This is a genomic window from Staphylococcus sp. NRL 16/872 (assembly GCF_022815905.2).
In the GTDB taxonomy this organism is placed as follows: domain Bacteria; phylum Bacillota; class Bacilli; order Staphylococcales; family Staphylococcaceae; genus Staphylococcus.
The window spans coordinates 1232284-1249892 of sequence record NZ_CP119327.1; the positions used below are offsets into that span (position 1 = coordinate 1232284).

Annotated in this window: 17 protein-coding genes and 1 other annotated feature; all 17 genes read left to right on the forward strand. The window is 33.3% G+C overall.

The window, feature by feature from the left end; genetic code table 11:
• Positions 1-52 precede the first annotated feature (52 nt).
• Positions 53-184, forward strand: coding sequence for a hypothetical protein (locus tag MT340_RS06190; RefSeq protein ID WP_272108709.1), 132 nt, complete (start codon positions 53-55; stop codon positions 182-184).
• Positions 185-381: 197 nt separating this feature from the next.
• Positions 382-1215 (forward strand): rod shape-determining protein MreC, encoded by an 834-nt coding sequence (mreC, locus tag MT340_RS06195; protein WP_243603679.1) that lies wholly within the window; start codon positions 382-384, stop codon positions 1213-1215.
• 2 nt (positions 1216-1217) lie between these two features.
• Entirely contained in the window at positions 1218-1739 is a 522-nt protein-coding gene (mreD, locus tag MT340_RS06200; protein WP_243589206.1) for a rod shape-determining protein MreD, read from the forward strand.
• Between the two features lie 33 nt (positions 1740-1772).
• Positions 1773-1851, forward strand: a sequence feature (ribosomal protein L21 leader region).
• Positions 1852-1863: 12 nt separating this feature from the next.
• Complete coding sequence (gene rplU, locus MT340_RS06205; protein ID WP_103328459.1) at positions 1864-2172, forward strand: 50S ribosomal protein L21; 309 nt, start codon at positions 1864-1866, stop codon at positions 2170-2172.
• A 5-nt stretch (positions 2173-2177) separates the two neighbouring features.
• Positions 2178-2498 (forward strand): ribosomal-processing cysteine protease Prp, encoded by a 321-nt coding sequence (locus tag MT340_RS06210; RefSeq protein WP_126567047.1) that lies wholly within the window; start codon positions 2178-2180, stop codon positions 2496-2498.
• An 11-nt stretch (positions 2499-2509) separates the two neighbouring features.
• Positions 2510-2794: a 50S ribosomal protein L27 gene (gene rpmA / locus MT340_RS06215; RefSeq protein WP_103328457.1), complete on the forward strand. Its 285-nt coding sequence runs from the start codon at positions 2510-2512 to the stop codon at positions 2792-2794.
• A gap of 138 nt (positions 2795-2932) precedes the next feature.
• On the forward strand, positions 2933-4225 hold the full coding sequence (gene obgE / locus MT340_RS06220) for a GTPase ObgE (RefSeq protein WP_243589207.1): 1293 nt from the start codon (positions 2933-2935) through the stop codon (positions 4223-4225).
• 11 nt (positions 4226-4236) lie between these two features.
• Positions 4237-4692: an ACT domain-containing protein gene (locus MT340_RS06225; RefSeq protein WP_103328456.1), complete on the forward strand. Its 456-nt coding sequence runs from the start codon at positions 4237-4239 to the stop codon at positions 4690-4692.
• Between the two features lie 12 nt (positions 4693-4704).
• A complete protein-coding gene (gene ruvA, locus MT340_RS06230; RefSeq protein ID WP_243589208.1) occupies positions 4705-5310 on the forward strand; it encodes a Holliday junction branch migration protein RuvA in 606 nt (201 codons plus the stop codon).
• 57 nt (positions 5311-5367) lie between these two features.
• Positions 5368-6363: a Holliday junction branch migration DNA helicase RuvB gene (gene ruvB / locus MT340_RS06235; RefSeq protein ID WP_103328454.1), complete on the forward strand. Its 996-nt coding sequence runs from the start codon at positions 5368-5370 to the stop codon at positions 6361-6363.
• A 10-nt stretch (positions 6364-6373) separates the two neighbouring features.
• Entirely contained in the window at positions 6374-7399 is a 1026-nt protein-coding gene (gene queA / locus MT340_RS06240; RefSeq protein WP_243589209.1) for a tRNA preQ1(34) S-adenosylmethionine ribosyltransferase-isomerase QueA, read from the forward strand.
• A 19-nt stretch (positions 7400-7418) separates the two neighbouring features.
• Entirely contained in the window at positions 7419-8558 is a 1140-nt protein-coding gene (gene tgt / locus MT340_RS06245; RefSeq protein ID WP_243589210.1) for a tRNA guanosine(34) transglycosylase Tgt, read from the forward strand.
• 15 nt (positions 8559-8573) lie between these two features.
• Positions 8574-8834, forward strand: a complete 261-nt coding sequence (gene yajC / locus MT340_RS06250) for a preprotein translocase subunit YajC (protein ID WP_103298268.1) — start codon at positions 8574-8576, stop codon at positions 8832-8834.
• 953 nt (positions 8835-9787) lie between these two features.
• Entirely contained in the window at positions 9788-12073 is a 2286-nt protein-coding gene (secDF, locus tag MT340_RS06255; protein WP_243603680.1) for a protein translocase subunit SecDF, read from the forward strand.
• Between the two features lie 154 nt (positions 12074-12227).
• The gene (gene recJ / locus MT340_RS06260; protein WP_243603681.1) at positions 12228-14501 is read left to right on the forward strand and encodes a single-stranded-DNA-specific exonuclease RecJ; all 2274 of its coding nucleotides are present in this window, start codon (positions 12228-12230) and stop codon (positions 14499-14501) included.
• 21 nt (positions 14502-14522) lie between these two features.
• A complete protein-coding gene (locus MT340_RS06265) occupies positions 14523-15041 on the forward strand; it encodes an adenine phosphoribosyltransferase (RefSeq protein ID WP_154837509.1) in 519 nt (172 codons plus the stop codon).
• Positions 15042-15412: 371 nt separating this feature from the next.
• Complete coding sequence (locus tag MT340_RS06270; protein WP_243589214.1) at positions 15413-17602, forward strand: RelA/SpoT family protein; 2190 nt, start codon at positions 15413-15415, stop codon at positions 17600-17602.
• Positions 17603-17609 lie beyond the last annotated feature (7 nt).

Here is a 17609-nt window from a genome sequence, read left to right on the forward strand (position 1 = left end):
TAAATACGTTACAGTTTTAATAGAGATAAAAAATCAAAGGTTGGTGTGATATATGTCAGAACAATCTAAAGAAAAGCAAGCAAATGAACAAGCCAAAGCACAAAACTTATTCGCTAAATGGAGAAAAGATGAAACGTTATATAGCGAAGATGAAAAAAAACAAAATTCCGATAAAGAAAAATAATAATATGGTATGAGGTTTGATATTACGGTGCTTAATACATCGATTTAAAGGTGTTTTAAGCAGGATATATCAAACCTCTATTTTTATATTTATATTAAAATTGCATAAAAGATAAGCATTTAGTGCTTTATTTAGGTTATAGAGTAATATAAAATAATAAAAGACAATTTAAATAACAATTGGTAGAGGTGTTGTGAGTGCAAAAGTTTTTCAAAAATAACAAATTGATTGTTGTTTTTTGTGCAATTATAATTTTTATTGCACTGATTGGTTTGTCCATTCGTTCGCAAACTCAATCACCTCCGGAACAATACGTAGGGGATTCTGTTTCATTTGGACAAAGAGTTATCAGTTATCCCGTTAATTTTGTGACTGGAGCAATAAATAATATTTTTAGCTCATCTAAAACAACTGACAATAAAAAAATTAGCAAATTAGAAGCTAAAAATGAAAAATTAGAAGCGGAAAATAAAGATTTAAAGAAAGAATTACATATGAGTGACATTTCTAAATATGACGCAATATCAGGGGCTGTTATTGCGCGCAATCCTGATCAATGGATGAATACAGTCATTATAGATAAAGGTAAAAAAGCTGGTGTTGGAAATAATATGGCTGTAATGACAGCTGATGGATTAATTGGTAGGGTAACTAAAGTTAATCAATTTTCTTCACAAGTAGACTTATTATCTACAAATACGAGAACAGGTAAATTATCAGTTAATATTCAACATGGCTCTAGTAATGTATTTGGCTTAATTGATCACTATGATAAAAAAAGCCAAGAACTTATTATTAGTAATGTTAATAATAAAGATAAAATATCAAAAGGCGATAAGGTAGTTACAAGTGGATTAGCTGATCAGTTGCCAAGTGATTTATACATAGGGGAAGTTACTAAGGTAGAAAATGATGAATATGGATTAGCTAAAGAAGTAAGAGTGAAAACAGGCGCCAATTTATCTCAAGTTAACCATGTGTATATTGCTAAGCGAGATGCTAAAAGTGCTCCAGAAGAAAGCGGGGAGTAATAATGAGAGTTATATCTTATTTGATTATTAGCGTCATACTTTTCTATATAGATATCGTTATCGGCCTAATTATTCCTATGCATATTGGTAATTTACAATTTATTTTAGTTCCACATTTAACACTCATGTTTATATTATTATTAGACATATATCGTGGTTTAGGTGTAGCTTTATTACTTGGCGTATTTTTAGGAATTATTACAGATATTTATTTAGGTAGTATATATGGACTATATATGTTTGGATATTTAGTTTTAACCTTGCTTTTCGATAAATTTATTAAAGTCTTTTACAGAGATTATACTATGATATTTGTATTCAATTTATGTGCTGTGATACTTTTTGAAATTTATATTGCCTTTATTTATACAATTATTGGATTTGTTCAATTTGATATTTTACATTTCTTATTATTGCGTTTATTACCAACTATAATATTAAATACCTTACTCTTACTCATATCATATACAATCTTTCTCAAATTTATTAAAAAAACACAAAACAAGATTGACAGTAAGATATAGGAATGGTAAGATGCAGTAGTTGAGTAGTTTTATAGCTACATACAACCGCTCACATACAGGTTTAAGTACTTATTTAACAGGTCACCTGTATATGGCGTGACTTATAATATAGGAGGTGCAAAGTATGTTTGCTATTATCGAAACAGGCGGTAAACAAATTAAAGTAGAAGAAGGTCAAGAAATCTTCGTTGAAAAATTAGATGTTAATGAAGGTGATTCATTCACATTCGATAAAGTTTTATTTGTAGGTGGCGATTCAGTTAAAGTTGGTGCGCCAACAGTTGAAGGTGCTACTGTAACTGCTACAGTTAATAAACAAGGACGCGGTAAAAAAATTACTGTTTTCACTTATAGACGTCGTAAAGACTCTAAACGTAAAAAAGGACATCGTCAACCTTATACTAAATTAACTATTGATAAAATCAACGCTTAATTCTTATGATAACTGTTGATATTTCAATAAATGAAGATGGTAAGGTAACAGATGTGATTATGGATGGCCATGCTAATCATGGCGAATATGGTCATGACATTGTTTGCGCAGGTGCTTCGGCAGTGTTATTTGGTAGCGTTAATGCTATTCTAGGTTTAACTTCGGAAAAGCCTGACATTGATTATGATGATGACGGTGGTCATTTTCATATTAGAAGTGTAGATACAAATAATGAACAAGCTCAGCTCATCCTACAAGCGATGTTAGTTTCTTTACAAACTATTGAAGATGAATATAATGAAAATATCAGATTAAATTACAAGTGAGGTGTATCCCGATGTTAAAATTAAACTTACAATTCTTCGCATCTAAAAAAGGGGTAAGTTCTACAAAAAACGGACGTGACTCTGAATCAAAACGTTTAGGTGCTAAACGTGCTGACGGTCAATACGTTACTGGCGGTTCAATCTTATATCGTCAACGTGGTACTAAAATTTATCCTGGTGAAAATGTAGGTCGTGGTGGCGATGATACATTATTCGCTAAAATCGACGGCGTTGTTCGTTTCGAACGTAAAGGTCGCGACAAAAAACAAGTTTCTGTATACACAGTAGCTGAATAATTTTGTCTAGTTAACACCAGAAGTGAATACTTCTGGTGTTTTATTTTGTTTAAAACACAATTTGTTTATTTATATGAATTTTATACTTAATGATATAATATTGTCATTGATGAATTAAATGTAAAAGAGGTGAGATATATGTTTGTCGATCAAGTTAAAATATCTCTTAAAGCTGGTGATGGAGGTAATGGTATCACAGCATATCGTAGAGAGAAATATGTACCATTTGGAGGTCCAGCTGGTGGCGACGGAGGTAAAGGTGCTTCTGTTGTATTTGAAGTTGATGAAGGATTAAGAACGTTATTAGACTTCAGATATCAACGTCATTTTAAAGCGAAAAAAGGTGAAAACGGGCAAAGTAGTAATATGCATGGTAAAAATGCTGAAGACTTAGTTTTAAAAGTGCCCCCAGGTACAATTATTAAAAGTGTAGATACTGATGAAGTTTTAGCAGACTTGGTTGAAGATGGACAAAGAGCTATCATCGCAAAAGGTGGTAGAGGAGGACGTGGGAATTCACGTTTTGCTACACCTAGAAACCCTGCACCAGATTTCAGTGAGAATGGTGAACCAGGGGAAGAATTAGATGTTACTTTAGAGCTTAAATTATTAGCAGATGTCGGCTTAGTTGGTTTCCCAAGTGTTGGTAAATCTACATTATTATCAATTGTTTCTAAAGCTAAACCAAAAATTGGTGCTTATCATTTTACAACAATCAAGCCTAATTTAGGTGTGGTTTCAACTCCGGATAGTAGAAGTTTTGTAATGGCTGATTTGCCTGGATTAATTGAAGGTGCTTCTGATGGCGTTGGTTTAGGTCACCAATTTTTAAGACATGTAGAACGTACAAAAGTAATTGTTCATATGATAGATATGAGTGGCTCAGAAGGTCGTGAACCTTATGAAGATTATCAAATCATAAATAAAGAGTTAGTCAATTACAAGCAGAGATTAGAAGATAGACCTCAAATTATTGTAGCTAATAAGATGGATATTCCTGAAGCTTCAGACAATTTAGCGCTTTTCAAAGAACAAGTTGAAGACAACGTGACTATTGTTCCAGTTTCTACTATTACTAGAGATAATATCGATCAATTATTATATACAATTGCTGATAAACTAGAAGAAGTTAAAGATATCGACTTTAGTATAGATGAAGACGAAGATGCAGGTATTAACCGAGTGCTATATAAACATACACCATCTCAAGATAAATTTACGATTTCAAGAGACGATGATGGTGCTTATGTAGTAAGTGGTAATGCTATTGAACGTATGTTCAAAATGACAGACTTTAACAGTGACCCAGCCGTAAGACGATTTGCACGACAAATGCGTTCAATGGGTATTGATGATGCTTTAAGAGACCGAGGTTGTAGCAACGGCGATATCGTAAGAATCTTAGGTGGAGAATTTGAATTTGTAGAATAGGAGTGCTTAAAGTGGACAATAAAGATTATAAAAAGTTTTATTTAATACGAGAAGACGTGTTACCAGAATCTGTGGTAAAAACTTTAAAAATTAAAGATGCTTTGAAAAATAATCCTAATTTGTCCATTTTTGAAGCAGTAAAGCAATTTGATTTATCACGGAGTGCATTTTATAAATACCGAGAAACCATCTTTCCGGTCGATGAGAAAATGCTTGAACATCGTGAATTTACGCTTATCTTATACGTAAATGACATTGTAGGTATGCTTGCACAAGTGTTAAATACAGTTTCTAAATTAGAATTGTCTGTGCTCACTATTCATCAAAGTGTGCCTATGGAAGATAAAGCGACTATCACGTTGTCATTAAGTGCGAAAGATACAGCGAAATCTATTGATGAAATTATCATCGCACTAAGAGATATTGAACACGTTTCTAAAGTAGAACTAATCAGTATGAGTATGTAAGGAAGGTCGAAAATGTACGCTTATATTAAAGGACAATTAACACAATTATTTCCTACACATGTTGTTATAGAAACAACTAGTGGAATTGGTTATGAAATACAAACACCTAATTCTTATCGTTTTCAAAAATATTTAAACAAAGAAGCGACAATCTATACTTCATTAATCGTTAGAGAAGATGCTCAATTGTTATATGGCTTTATTAATGAAGAAGAAAAAGATATGTTTTTAAGTTTAATAAAGGTCACAGGTATAGGACCTAAATCAGCATTAGCTATTTTAGCTACAAGTACACCAAATGAAGTCAAACGCGCTATTGAAAATGAAAACGATGCGTATCTAACTAAATTTCCTGGTATTGGAAAGAAAACGGCACGCCAAATTGTGTTGGACTTAAAAGGCAAAGTTCAAATCACTGAGGAAACGAGTGAAACGCTATTCCAAATGGATGGTCATGCATCAGTGAGTGAAAATGTAATTAAAGAAGCTTTATTAGCGCTTGAAGCATTAGGCTATTCTAAGAGAGAATTAACGAAAGTTGAAAAAGTGCTTAATAAAGAAAATGTAGAATCCGTGGATGAAGCGGTTAAGATAGGTTTAAGAACTTTAGTATCATAAATTACGAGGTTAATTAGATTTGTATAAAAAAATTTAAATAGCTGGGGGGAGATAAGTATGGATGATAGAATGGTTGATCAATCTTTACACAATGATGAGTCATCTTTTGAATATTCATTAAGACCAACAAGATTAAAACAATATATTGGCCAATCTTCTATTAAAAGTAACTTAGAAGTTTTTATTAAGGCGGCTAAATTACGTGAAGAACCGCTTGATCATGTGTTGTTATTTGGTCCCCCAGGATTAGGTAAAACGACGCTATCTAATATTATTGCTAATGAAATGGAAGTTAACATTCGTACTGTTTCAGGACCTTCATTAGAGAGACCTGGAGACTTAGCAGCTATATTATCAGGCTTACAACCAGGTGATGTATTATTTATCGATGAGATACACCGTTTAAGTAGTGTCGTAGAAGAAGTTCTATACTCTGCTATGGAAGATTTCTTCTTAGATATTATTATTGGAAAAGGTGATGAAGCACGTAGTATCCGTATTGATTTACCTCCATTTACTTTAGTAGGTGCTACTACACGTGCTGGAAGTTTAACCGGTCCTTTAAGAGATCGTTTTGGCGTTCATCTCAGACTTGAATATTATAATGAGAATGATTTAAAAGAAATTATTATACGTACTGCAGATGTGTTAGGAACCAAGATTGACGATGAAAGTGCAATTGAATTAGCTAAACGCTCTCGTGGGACTCCTCGTGTTGCAAATCGTCTTTTGAAAAGGGTCAGAGATTTCCAACAAGTGAATGAGGATGAACAAATTTATATTGAGACAACTAAACAAGCATTACAGCTTTTACAAGTAGATGATGAAGGTTTAGATTACATCGATCATAAAATGATGAACTGTATTATTAATCAATATAATGGAGGCCCTGTAGGTCTTGATACGATTGCAGTATCCATTGGTGAAGAACGTATCACTATTGAAGATGTTTATGAACCATTTTTAATACAAAAAGGATTTATTGAACGTACGCCTAGAGGAAGAAAAGCTACGGCATTTGCGTATGAACATTTTAAAAATATAAAAGAATGAGGGAATTTAAATGAATGTTGAGGAATTTGATTATCACTTGCCGGAATCGTTAATTGCTCAAACGCCATTAAAAGATAGAGACCATAGTCGTTTATTAGTACTAGGGCGCGAATCTGGAGAAATGGAACATAAACATTTTACAGATGTCATTGATTACTTAGAAGCGGGTGATACGCTTGTTTTAAATGATACGCGTGTTATGCCAGCCCGTTTATTTGGTCTAAAAGAAGAAACGGGCGCTAAAGTAGAAATGTTAATGCTTACGCGCATTGATGGTAACGATTGGGAAGTATTATTAAAACCTGCTAAACGAATCAAAGTCGGCAATAAATTATCTTTCGGTGAAGGGAAAATTGTCGCTGAGTGTATTAAAGAGTTAGACCAAGGCGGACGTATTATGCGCTTGCATTATGATGGTATCTTAGAAGAGCGTCTTGATGAACTAGGTGAAATGCCGTTACCACCATACATTAAAGAACGCTTAGATGATCCAGATCGTTACCAAACGGTTTATGCGAGAGAAAGTGGCTCTGCTGCTGCACCGACTGCGGGCTTACATTTCACTGATGAATTATTAGAAAAGATAAAAGCAAAAGGCGTTAATATTGCTTTCATTACCTTACATGTAGGATTGGGTACATTTAGACCAGTTAGTGTAGAAAATATTGATGATCACGAAATGCATAGTGAATATTATCAAATGACACAAGAAACGGCTGATTTATTAAATGAAACTAAAGCTAAAGGGCATCGCATTATTTCAGTTGGTACTACATCTACTAGAACATTAGAAACAATTCGTCGCGACTACGCTCAATTTGTAGCAGTTAGTGGTTGGACAGATATTTTTATCTATCCTGGTTTCGAATATAAAGCAATAGATGGTTTAATTACTAACTTCCATCTACCTAAATCAACGCTAGTTATGCTTGTATCAGCATTTAGTAGTAAGAAAAATATTTTAAATGCATACAATAAAGCTGTGGAATTAGAATATAGATTCTTTAGCTTTGGTGATGCAATGTTAATTATATAATGAATGAGAGGTAAAGCTAATGCCAGCAGTTACTTATGAACATATTAAAACTTGTAAGCAATCCGGCGCACGTTTAGGTATTGTGCATACACCACATGGTTCATTTGAAACGCCTATGTTTATGCCAGTTGGAACAAAAGCGACTGTTAAAACAATGAGTCCTGAAGAATTACGTCAGATTGAGGCCAAAATCATTCTAGGAAACACATATCATTTGTGGTTACAACCTGGAAATGATATCATCAAACAAGCTGGGGGCTTGCATAAGTTCATGAATTGGGATGGGCCAATTCTTACTGACTCAGGTGGTTTCCAAGTATTTAGTTTAAGTAATTTAAGAAAAATTACAGAAGAGGGCGTTGAATTTAGACACCATACAAATGGATCTAAATTATTCTTAAGCCCTGAAAAATCAATGGAAATTCAAAATGATTTAGGTTCAGATATTATGATGGCGTTCGATGAATGTCCACCTATGCCTTCTGAATATAAATATGTTAAAGATTCTATTGAACGTACTACGAGATGGGCAGAACGTTGTCTTAAAGCGCATAAACGTACTGAAGATCAAGCATTATTTGGAATTATCCAAGGTGGAGAATATAAGGACTTAAGAGAACAAAGTGCTAAAGACCTTGTTAAACTTGATTTCCCTGGATATGCGATTGGTGGTTTATCTGTAGGTGAACCGAAACCTGTAATGTATGACATGGTAGAACATACCGTTCAATATATGCCTGAAGATAAACCACGCTATTTAATGGGCGTTGGCTCTCCAGATGCATTAATCGAATGTAGTATTCGTGGTATGGATATGTTTGATTGTGTCTTACCAACGCGTATTGCTCGTAATGGTACTTGTATGACTTCTAATGGTAGATTAGTCATTAAAAACGCTAAATTTGCAGATGATTTCAGACCACTTGATGAAAATTGTGATTGTTATACATGTAAGAATTATACACGTGCTTATATTAGACATTTAATTAAAGCTGAGGAAACTTTTGGTATCCGTCTTACTACTATTCATAATTTACATTTTCTGCTAAAATTAATGGAAGATATTAGACAGGCCATTAGAGAAGATAGATTACTTGATTTTAAAGAAGAATTCTTCGAACAATATGGACTTAATGTAGAGAACCCTAAAAACTTTTAGTAAGGAGAAAACATAATGAACGTTTCAGCATTGATTTTACCAATAATTTTAATTATTGTGTTTTATTTCTTTTTAATTCGACCTCAACAAAAACGTGCGAAAGAGCATCGTGAAATGATTAGTCGAATTGAATCAGGTCAACGTGTTACTACAATTGGTGGTTTAAAAGGTACAGTTAAAGCTGTAGATGAAACTACTGTAGTAATCACTGTAAATGGTCATGGTACAGAAATGACTTTTGAAAAACCAGCCATTAAACAAGTTGACCCATCATAATTAATTTAAGTTTCAAAGTAATCATACTTTGAAACTTGGAATGCCCATGAAGTTAAAAACTTTATGGGCATTTTTTGTATAGGTTTTTATTAAAGGTGTTCTATGATAAATATTCACTTACTTAAGTTGAGATGCTTGCCTAGGGGGCTGGGTCGAGTCGCGGTCTTGTAAAGTAGTTCTTAGATGAATATTACTCATTTTGTTGCGACGTTTTCTTGCGGGAAAGGCTTAAGCCTGTAGTCTTATAAAGTCGTTCTTAGATAGATATTCACTCACTTAAGCTGAGATGCTTGCCTAGGGGGCTGGGTCGAGCCTTGGTCTCGACACTCATCCTGCTCCCTCAGGCGTCACTCAACTACGTTTCGTTATCTATCATAGAACGCCTTACGCAAGTGCACGCGCACTTGTGTTCAATATAAGAATAAAAAACGCCAAGAGTCGCGCAACGTCATTCGTTATTCATCTTAGAACTTCTTACGTAAGTGTTTGAACACTTAAGTTCCTCAACCCCAACATAAAGAATTTCTATTCGAAATTCTTTATGTTGGGGCCCCGTCCCCAGCTTGCTTTGTTTGTTGACTTTCTATACGAAAGTCTTTGTGCTGGGGTCCCGCGAACAACGTCATTTGTTATTCATCTTGGAACTACTTACGTAAGTGTTGAACACTTACGTTCATTCAAAACCTATCCCTCAGGCGCCGTTTTACTTCATTTCATTATCTATTTTTTATATGAAAATAGATATAAATCAAATTTTTTAAGGTTTAAAATATGATAAAGAATGTAATACTATGATCCTAAATTTAAAAAATGGATATGGGTCTGAATTTCACTAAATGTTGTGTTATGTTAATATAGTTAGGTCATGTTATAACAATGTAATCATTTATTAACTTGCACGTGGTTAATTAAAAGATTATTCTAATTACATAAGTAAACAATGAGGTGTTCATGTGAAAAAAATTAGTAGGATAATTGCATTCTTATTAATTGTAGTCGTCCTCTTTGTGGGAATGGGACTTACATATAAGAACGTAGTTAAGAACGTAAATCTTGGTCTTGATTTACAAGGTGGTTTCGAGGTGCTTTATCAAGTCAAACCACTTGATGGTGGTAAAAAGATTGATGATAAAGCTTTACAATCTACTGCTCGCACGTTAGAAAATCGTGTAAATGTATTGGGTGTTTCCGAACCACATATTCAAGTAGAAGACCCTGATCGTATCAGAGTTCAGTTAGCTGGTGTAAAAGATCCGGATGAAGCTCGGAAGATTTTATCTTCTCAAGCAAATTTAACGATTCGTGATGCAGATGACAAAGTTAAATTAACAGGTAAGGATATTGAACAAGGTTCAGCCAAGCAAGAATTTAAGCAAGGTACAAATGAACCAGCAGTTACTTTTAAATTGAAAGATCGTGCTAAGTTTAAAAAAGTAACGGAAGAAATTTCTAAAAAGCAAGAAAACATGATGGTAGTTTGGTTAGACTATAAAAAAGGTGATAGCTACCATAAAGAATTAGAGAAACCTGAGGATAAACGTAAATACGTTTCAGCTGCTTCAGTTAATCAACCTATCAATTCAGATAGCGTAGAAATTTCTGGTGGTTTCCATGGTCAAAAAGGCGTAGAAAGAGCTAAACAAATTGCAGAACTACTTAACGCTGGGTCATTACCAGTTGATTTAAAAGAGATTTATTCAAATTCTGTAGGTGCTCAATTTGGTCAAGATGCACTGGATAAAACAATTTTCGCATCTGCCATTGGTATTGCTGTAATTTACTTATTCATGGTAGGTTTCTACAGATTACCAGGTTTAGTTGCGATTATCGCATTAACGGTATATATCTACTTAACCCTAGTAGCATTTAACTTTATATCTGGGGTGCTTACACTACCAGGTTTAGCTGCCCTAGTGCTTGGTGTAGGTATGGCAGTCGATGCTAACATCATTATGTATGAACGGATAAAAGATGAATTGAGGATTGGACGAACGCTTAAACAAGCCTATAGCAAGGCAAACAAAAGTTCATTCTTAACGATCTTTGACTCAAACTTAACAACTGTTATTGCAGCCGGCGTGTTATTCTTCTTCGGTGAAAGCTCAGTTAAAGGTTTCGCTACGATGTTACTATTAGGTATTTTAATGATCTTCGTAACAGCGGTATTCTTATCAAGATGGTTACTTTCATTACTTGTATCATCTAATTATTTCAAAAAGAAATATTGGTTATTTGGTGTTAAGAAAAAAGACCGTCATGATATAAATGAAAGCGTAGATGTACATGATTTAAAAACATCATTCGAAAAATGGGATTTTGTTAAACTAGCTAAACCACTAATTAGTATAAGTGTACTTATTTTAGTAGTCGGTATTATTATTTTAAGTATTTTTAAATTAAATTTAGGTATCGATTTCTCAGCTGGTACGCGTGTAGACATCAATTCTGATACCAAATTGACGCAAGCAAAAGTAGAGCGCACAGTTAAGGATTTAGGCTTAACGCCAGACCAAATTCAAATTAACGGAGAGGGCAATAAAAAAGCAACAGTTCAATTTAAAAAAGATTTATCTAAAAATGAAGTTATTAAAGTAAATGAAAAAATGAATGATGAATATGGTCATAAACCAACTGTAAATACAGTATCACCTATGATTGGTCAAGAGTTAGCTAAAAATGCTATGAAAGCACTTATATTTGCAGCTATTGGTATCATCATATATGTATCATTAAGATTCGAATGGAGAATGGGTCTTTCATCTGTATTAGCTTTACTTCACGATGTATTTATTATTGTTGCGTTATTTAGTTTATTCAGATTAGAAGTAGATATTACATTCATTGCAGCAATTTTAACTATCGTAGGTTATTCAATTAACGATACAATTGTTACGTTTGACCGTGTAAGGGAAAACTTACATAAGATTAAAGTGATTACTGATCCTGAACAAATTGATGATATTGTTAATCGTTCAATCAGACAAACGATGACACGTTCTATAAATACAGTATTAACGGTTGTAGTTGTTGTTATCGCGATATTAATCTTTGGTGCAGGAAGTCTATTTAATTTCTCACTTGCATTATTAATTGGTTTAATTTCAGGGGTATTCTCTTCAGTCTTTATCGCTGTTCCACTTTGGGGCATTATGAAGAAACGCCAATTGAAGAAATCTGAAAATGGAAAATTAGTAGTGTATAAAGAGAAAAAATCTAATGATGAAAAAATCTTAGTTTAATATTTAATTTATCAGAACTATTGATGAACTTCGGTTTATCAATAGTTCTTTTCTTTTTTCTAAATTATTTAATTTTATTTATTTACTAAGGTGTTACTTTTTATTTAATATAATTTTAGGTATAATGGCTCTTGGAAAAAGGAAGGATAGTTGTATGATTAAATCTAAGTATAAATGGCTTTATGAACCTCCAACTGAATATATAGCAGATGATGTAGCTAAAGCATATAAATTAACACCTATTATAAAAAAAGTATTGGAAAGTAAAGCCATCACTAAAGAAAGTGATATTAAAGCTTTACTGTCAGAGGCACCAGTTAGTCACGATCCACGCTTATTAAGCGACATGGATAAAGCAATTGAAAGAATCAATCAAGCGATTGATAAACGTGAACGTATATTAGTATATGGAGATTATGATGCTGACGGTGTTACTTCTACCACTATTCTCGTTAATACGTTAAGAATGTTAGGTGCTGAAGTTGGATGGTATATTCCAAACCGCTTCACTGAAGGTTATGGCCCTAATGAACTTGCTTTTAGAAATGCTTACGACGAAGGTGTTTCACTCATTATTACGGTAGATAATGGGATACAAGGTCATGATGAAATAAAAATGGTGCAGGAATTAGGGGTAGACGTTATTGTTACGGACCATCATGAAATTGGTCGTACACTTCCAGAAGCCTTTGCTATCGTGCATCCTATGCATCCAGAATTCGATTATCCATTTCATTATTTATGTGGGGCTGGTGTAGCATTTAAATTATCTCAAGTGCTATTAGACAATCCTCCTAATTATTTTGAGAGCTTAGCTGCTATAGGAACCATTGCTGATTTGGTGTCATTAACAGATGAGAACCGTACCATTGTAAATAATGGGTTAGCTCACTTAAATGAGCACTGTCCATTACAAATTAAAGCTATTTTAAATCAAGCGGGATTTAATGACACGATAAATGAAGAAACGATTGGTTTTATTATTGGACCTAGACTAAATGCAGTAGGTCGTCTAGAAGATGCTTCATTAGCTGCAGAATTGCTTATGTCAGAAGATGAGGAAGAGGCCGAGTTTTTAGCTGAACAAGTCGAACATTTTAATATTGAGCGTAAAGATATTGTTGCTCAGATTACTGAAGAAGCCTTAGTTATGGCTGAAGAAAAAGTGAAAGCTGGTCATCAATTTTTATTACTCGCCAAAGAAGATTGGCACGAAGGTGTATTAGGAATAGTAGCATCTAAAATTGTTGAAACCTATTCATTACCAACTTTAATTTTAAATATAGATTTAGAACAAAATCATGCTAAAGGGTCAGCTAGAAGTATCGAACAAGTGTCAATGTTTGAAATATTGAGTGCGCATCAAGACTTAATCTCTAAATTTGGTGGTCACCATATGGCTGCAGGAATGACTATGGAAATTGAGAACATTGACCCATTAGAGCAAGGCTTAAATGAATGGATGGCACAGTTAACAGAACATACTTCATTAGAACCTACTAAACATGTTACTGTAAAACTCGAAGAAAAAGACATTACAGTTGGTAATATTAATGATATTCAAAAACTAAGTCCTTTCGGTACGGATTTCGAGAAACCATTATTTGAAATTGATGATATAGATGTAACAGATGTTAAAGCCATTGGTAAAGATAAGACACATTTAAAATTAGTAGCCGGCGAACAACAACTTCAAAATCTTTTCTGGAAAAATGGGCAACTAGCCACTCAGATCGAAATAGGCCAGCCTATTAATTTATTGGGTCATTTACAAATTAATGAATGGAATGGCAATCAATCACCACAACTTATCATTCAAGATTTAGCAACAAACGATGAACAAATATTAGATTATAGAAGTAAACGTAAACAATTAGATATAGATCCTACCAATCATCAATATGCGTTTGTTATTCATCCTAAGAAAGAAAAATTAGATGACAATTATTATTTTTATGGTGAAGAGATTAGACCGAGTCATGATATAATTGTATTTCGTGATTTACCACCGAATCTTGAAAGTGTTCAACAAAGTTTACAAGGTTTAACTTATTCACAATTATATTTAGTCTTACAACATAGTCAGTCTATATATTTCGAAGGCATGCCAAACGCTACGTTGTTTAAAAATTGCTATAAAGCACTATTGAATAAACAAGAAATGAATTTAGTACAAGAAGGTATGCAATTATGTCAATATTTAAGAATTAAACCTAACTTACTGAAATTTATGTTGAAAGTGTTTCTTGATTTAGGCTTTATCACTGATGAAAATGGTATAATTAAAATAAACAATAATCCTAACAAACAAGCGATTGAATCAAGTCGCATTTATCAAGCTAGACAAGCAAGAATTGAAGTTGAGCAACTTCTACTCTATGATGACTTTTCACAATTAAAAAAATGGATTAAAAATCAAAAGGGCTAAATATTAGGAGGAAATAGATAAATGGATTTAAAGCAATATGTTTCAGAGGTTGAAGACTGGCCTAAAGCTGGTGTGAGTTTCAAAGATATTACAACAATCATGGATAATGGAGAAGCATATGGCTATGCCACTGACCAAATTGTTGAATATGCTAAAGAGAGAGATGTGGATATTGTCGTAGGGCCTGAAGCAAGGGGATTTATTATTGGATGTCCTGTCGCTTATTCAATGGGTATCGGCTTTGCTCCAGTTAGAAAAGAAGGTAAATTACCTCGCGAAGTGATTCGTTATGAATATGACTTAGAATACGGCAAAAATGTTTTAACAATGCATAAAGACGCCATTAAACCAGGGCAACGTGTGTTAATTACAGATGATTTGTTAGCTACTGGTGGTACAATTGAAGCGGCAATTAAATTAGTTGAAAAACTAGGTGGCATAGTTGTAGGTATTGCATTTATTATAGAATTAAAATACTTAAATGGTATTGAAAAAATTAAAGATTATGATGTAATGAGTTTAATCTCTTACGATGAGTAAGCATTAATATAAAATGCTCGATTCAAATGTATTATAACTACTCATATAGAAGCGGAAGAAAGAAATCATTGATTAAAATGACTTTCTCTACCGCTTCTTTTTTCTTATATTTCTAGATGTTTAAATTTAATTTAACAGCATTTATTTATTTAAAAACTTGTAGTATCATAAAACTATTATTTATAAAAAAGTTAGACCTTTTATAGTGTATTAAACATTTGATACACTAAAAGTAATACTCGCATTTCTATGACTTTGGAAATGTTATTTTTATACAAATTAAAAGACACTAAAGAGTTTGTAGCTTAATTTTAAAAAAGTCAATTAACGGGCAGAGTATTTGGAATATAAGAGAGTTGGGGTGTCATATATTGAATAATGAATATCCATATAGTGCTGACGAGGTACTACATAAAGCGAAATCCTATTTATCAGCAAATGAGTACCAATATGTTTTAAAAAGTTATCATATTGCGTATGAAGCACATCAAGGTCAATTTCGAAAGAATGGTCTGCCTTATATTATGCATCCTATTCAAGTAGCAGGTATATTAACAGAGATGCGTTTAGACGGTCCAACTATCGTAGCAGGATTCTTACATGACGTAATTGAAGATACACCTTATACATTTGATGATGTAAAAGAAATGTTTAATGAAGAAGTTGCGCGTATTGTAGATGGTGTTACGAAGTTGAAAAAGGTGAAATACCGTTCTAAAGAAGAACAACAAGCAGAAAACCACAGAAAGTTATTCATTGCGATTGCCAAAGATGTACGCGTTATCTTAGTTAAACTTGCAGACAGACTGCATAATATGAGAACGCTAAAAGCTATGGCTCGCGAAAAACAAGTTCGTATTTCTAAAGAAACGTTAGAAATTTATGCGCCTCTTGCTCACAGATTAGGGATTAATACAATTAAGTGGGAACTTGAAGATACTGCCTTACGTTACATTGATAGTGTGCAATACTTTCGTATCGTTAATTTGATGAAGAAGAAACGTAGTGAACGTGAAGCTTATATCGCAAACGCTATCGAAAAGATTCAAGAAGAAATGGATAACATGAAGATTAGCGGGGAAATTAGTGGGCGTCCTAAACATATTTACAGTATTTACCGAAAAATGATGAAGCAGAAAAAACAATTCGATCAAATATTTGATTTATTAGCTATTCGTGTCATCGTTAACTCGATTAATGACTGTTACGCAATTTTAGGTTTAGTACATACGTTATGGAAACCAATGCCTGGTCGTTTCAAAGATTATATTGCGATGCCTAAACAAAATATGTACCAATCTTTACATACAACTGTTGTAGGTCCAAATGGCGATCCACTTGAAATTCAAATTAGAACATTTGAAATGCATGAAATTGCTGAACACGGGGTAGCAGCACACTGGGCGTATAAAGAAGGCAAAACGGTAAATGAAAAAACGCAAGATTTCCAAAATAAACTGAATTGGTTAAAAGAACTAGCTGAAGCAGATCATACTTCTTCAGATGCACAAGAATTTATGGAGTCATTAAAATATGACTTACAGAGTGATAAAGTATATGCATTCACTCCTGCGAGTGATGTCATCGAATTACCATATGGTGCAGTACCGATAGATTTTGCATATGCGATTCATAGTGAAGTAGGAAACAAAATGATAGGCGCTAAAGTAAATGGTAAAATTGTTTCAATTGATTATGTTCTTCAAACGGGAGATATTATCGAAATTAGAACTAGTAAACATTCTTACGGTCCAAGTAGAGATTGGTTAAAAATTGTTAAGTCGTCAAGTGCTAAGAGTAAGATAAAAAGCTTTTTCAAAAAACAAGATCGCTCATCCAATATTGAAAAGGGAAAATTTATGGTTGAAGCGGAGATTAAAGAACAAGGTTTCAGAGTTGATGATATTTTAACAGAGAAAAATATAGAAGTAGTGAATGAAAAATATAATTTTGCTAATGATGATGATTTATTTGCCGCTGTAGGATTTGGTGGTGTAACTGCGCTACAGGTGGTGAATAAACTAACAGAGCGTCAGCGTATTCAAGATAAACAAAAAGCACTTAATGAAGCACAAGAAATCGTTAAGTCATTACCTATCAAAGATGATATCATTACAGATAGTGGTGTTTATGTAGAAGGTATTGAAAATGTCCTAATTAAACTTTCTAAATGTTGTAACCCTATTCCAGGTGATGATATCGTTGGATATATTACAAAAGGACATGGCATCAAAGTACATAGAGCAGATTGTCCAAATATTAAAAATGAAAATGATCGTTTAATAGCTGTAGAGTGGGTGAAATCTAAAGATTCTACACAACGTTATCAAGTGGATCTGGAAGTTAATGCTTACGACCGAAATGGTTTATTGAACGAAGTGATACAAGCAGTCAATTCTACTGTAGGTAGTATTATAAAAATAAACGGTCGTTCAGATACAGATAAAAATGCTGTTATAACGATTAGTGTCATGGTTAAAAATGTTAACGACGTTTATAGAGTCGTTGAAAAACTTAAACAACTAAGTGATATATATACTGTTTCAAGAGTATGGAATTAATTGAGGT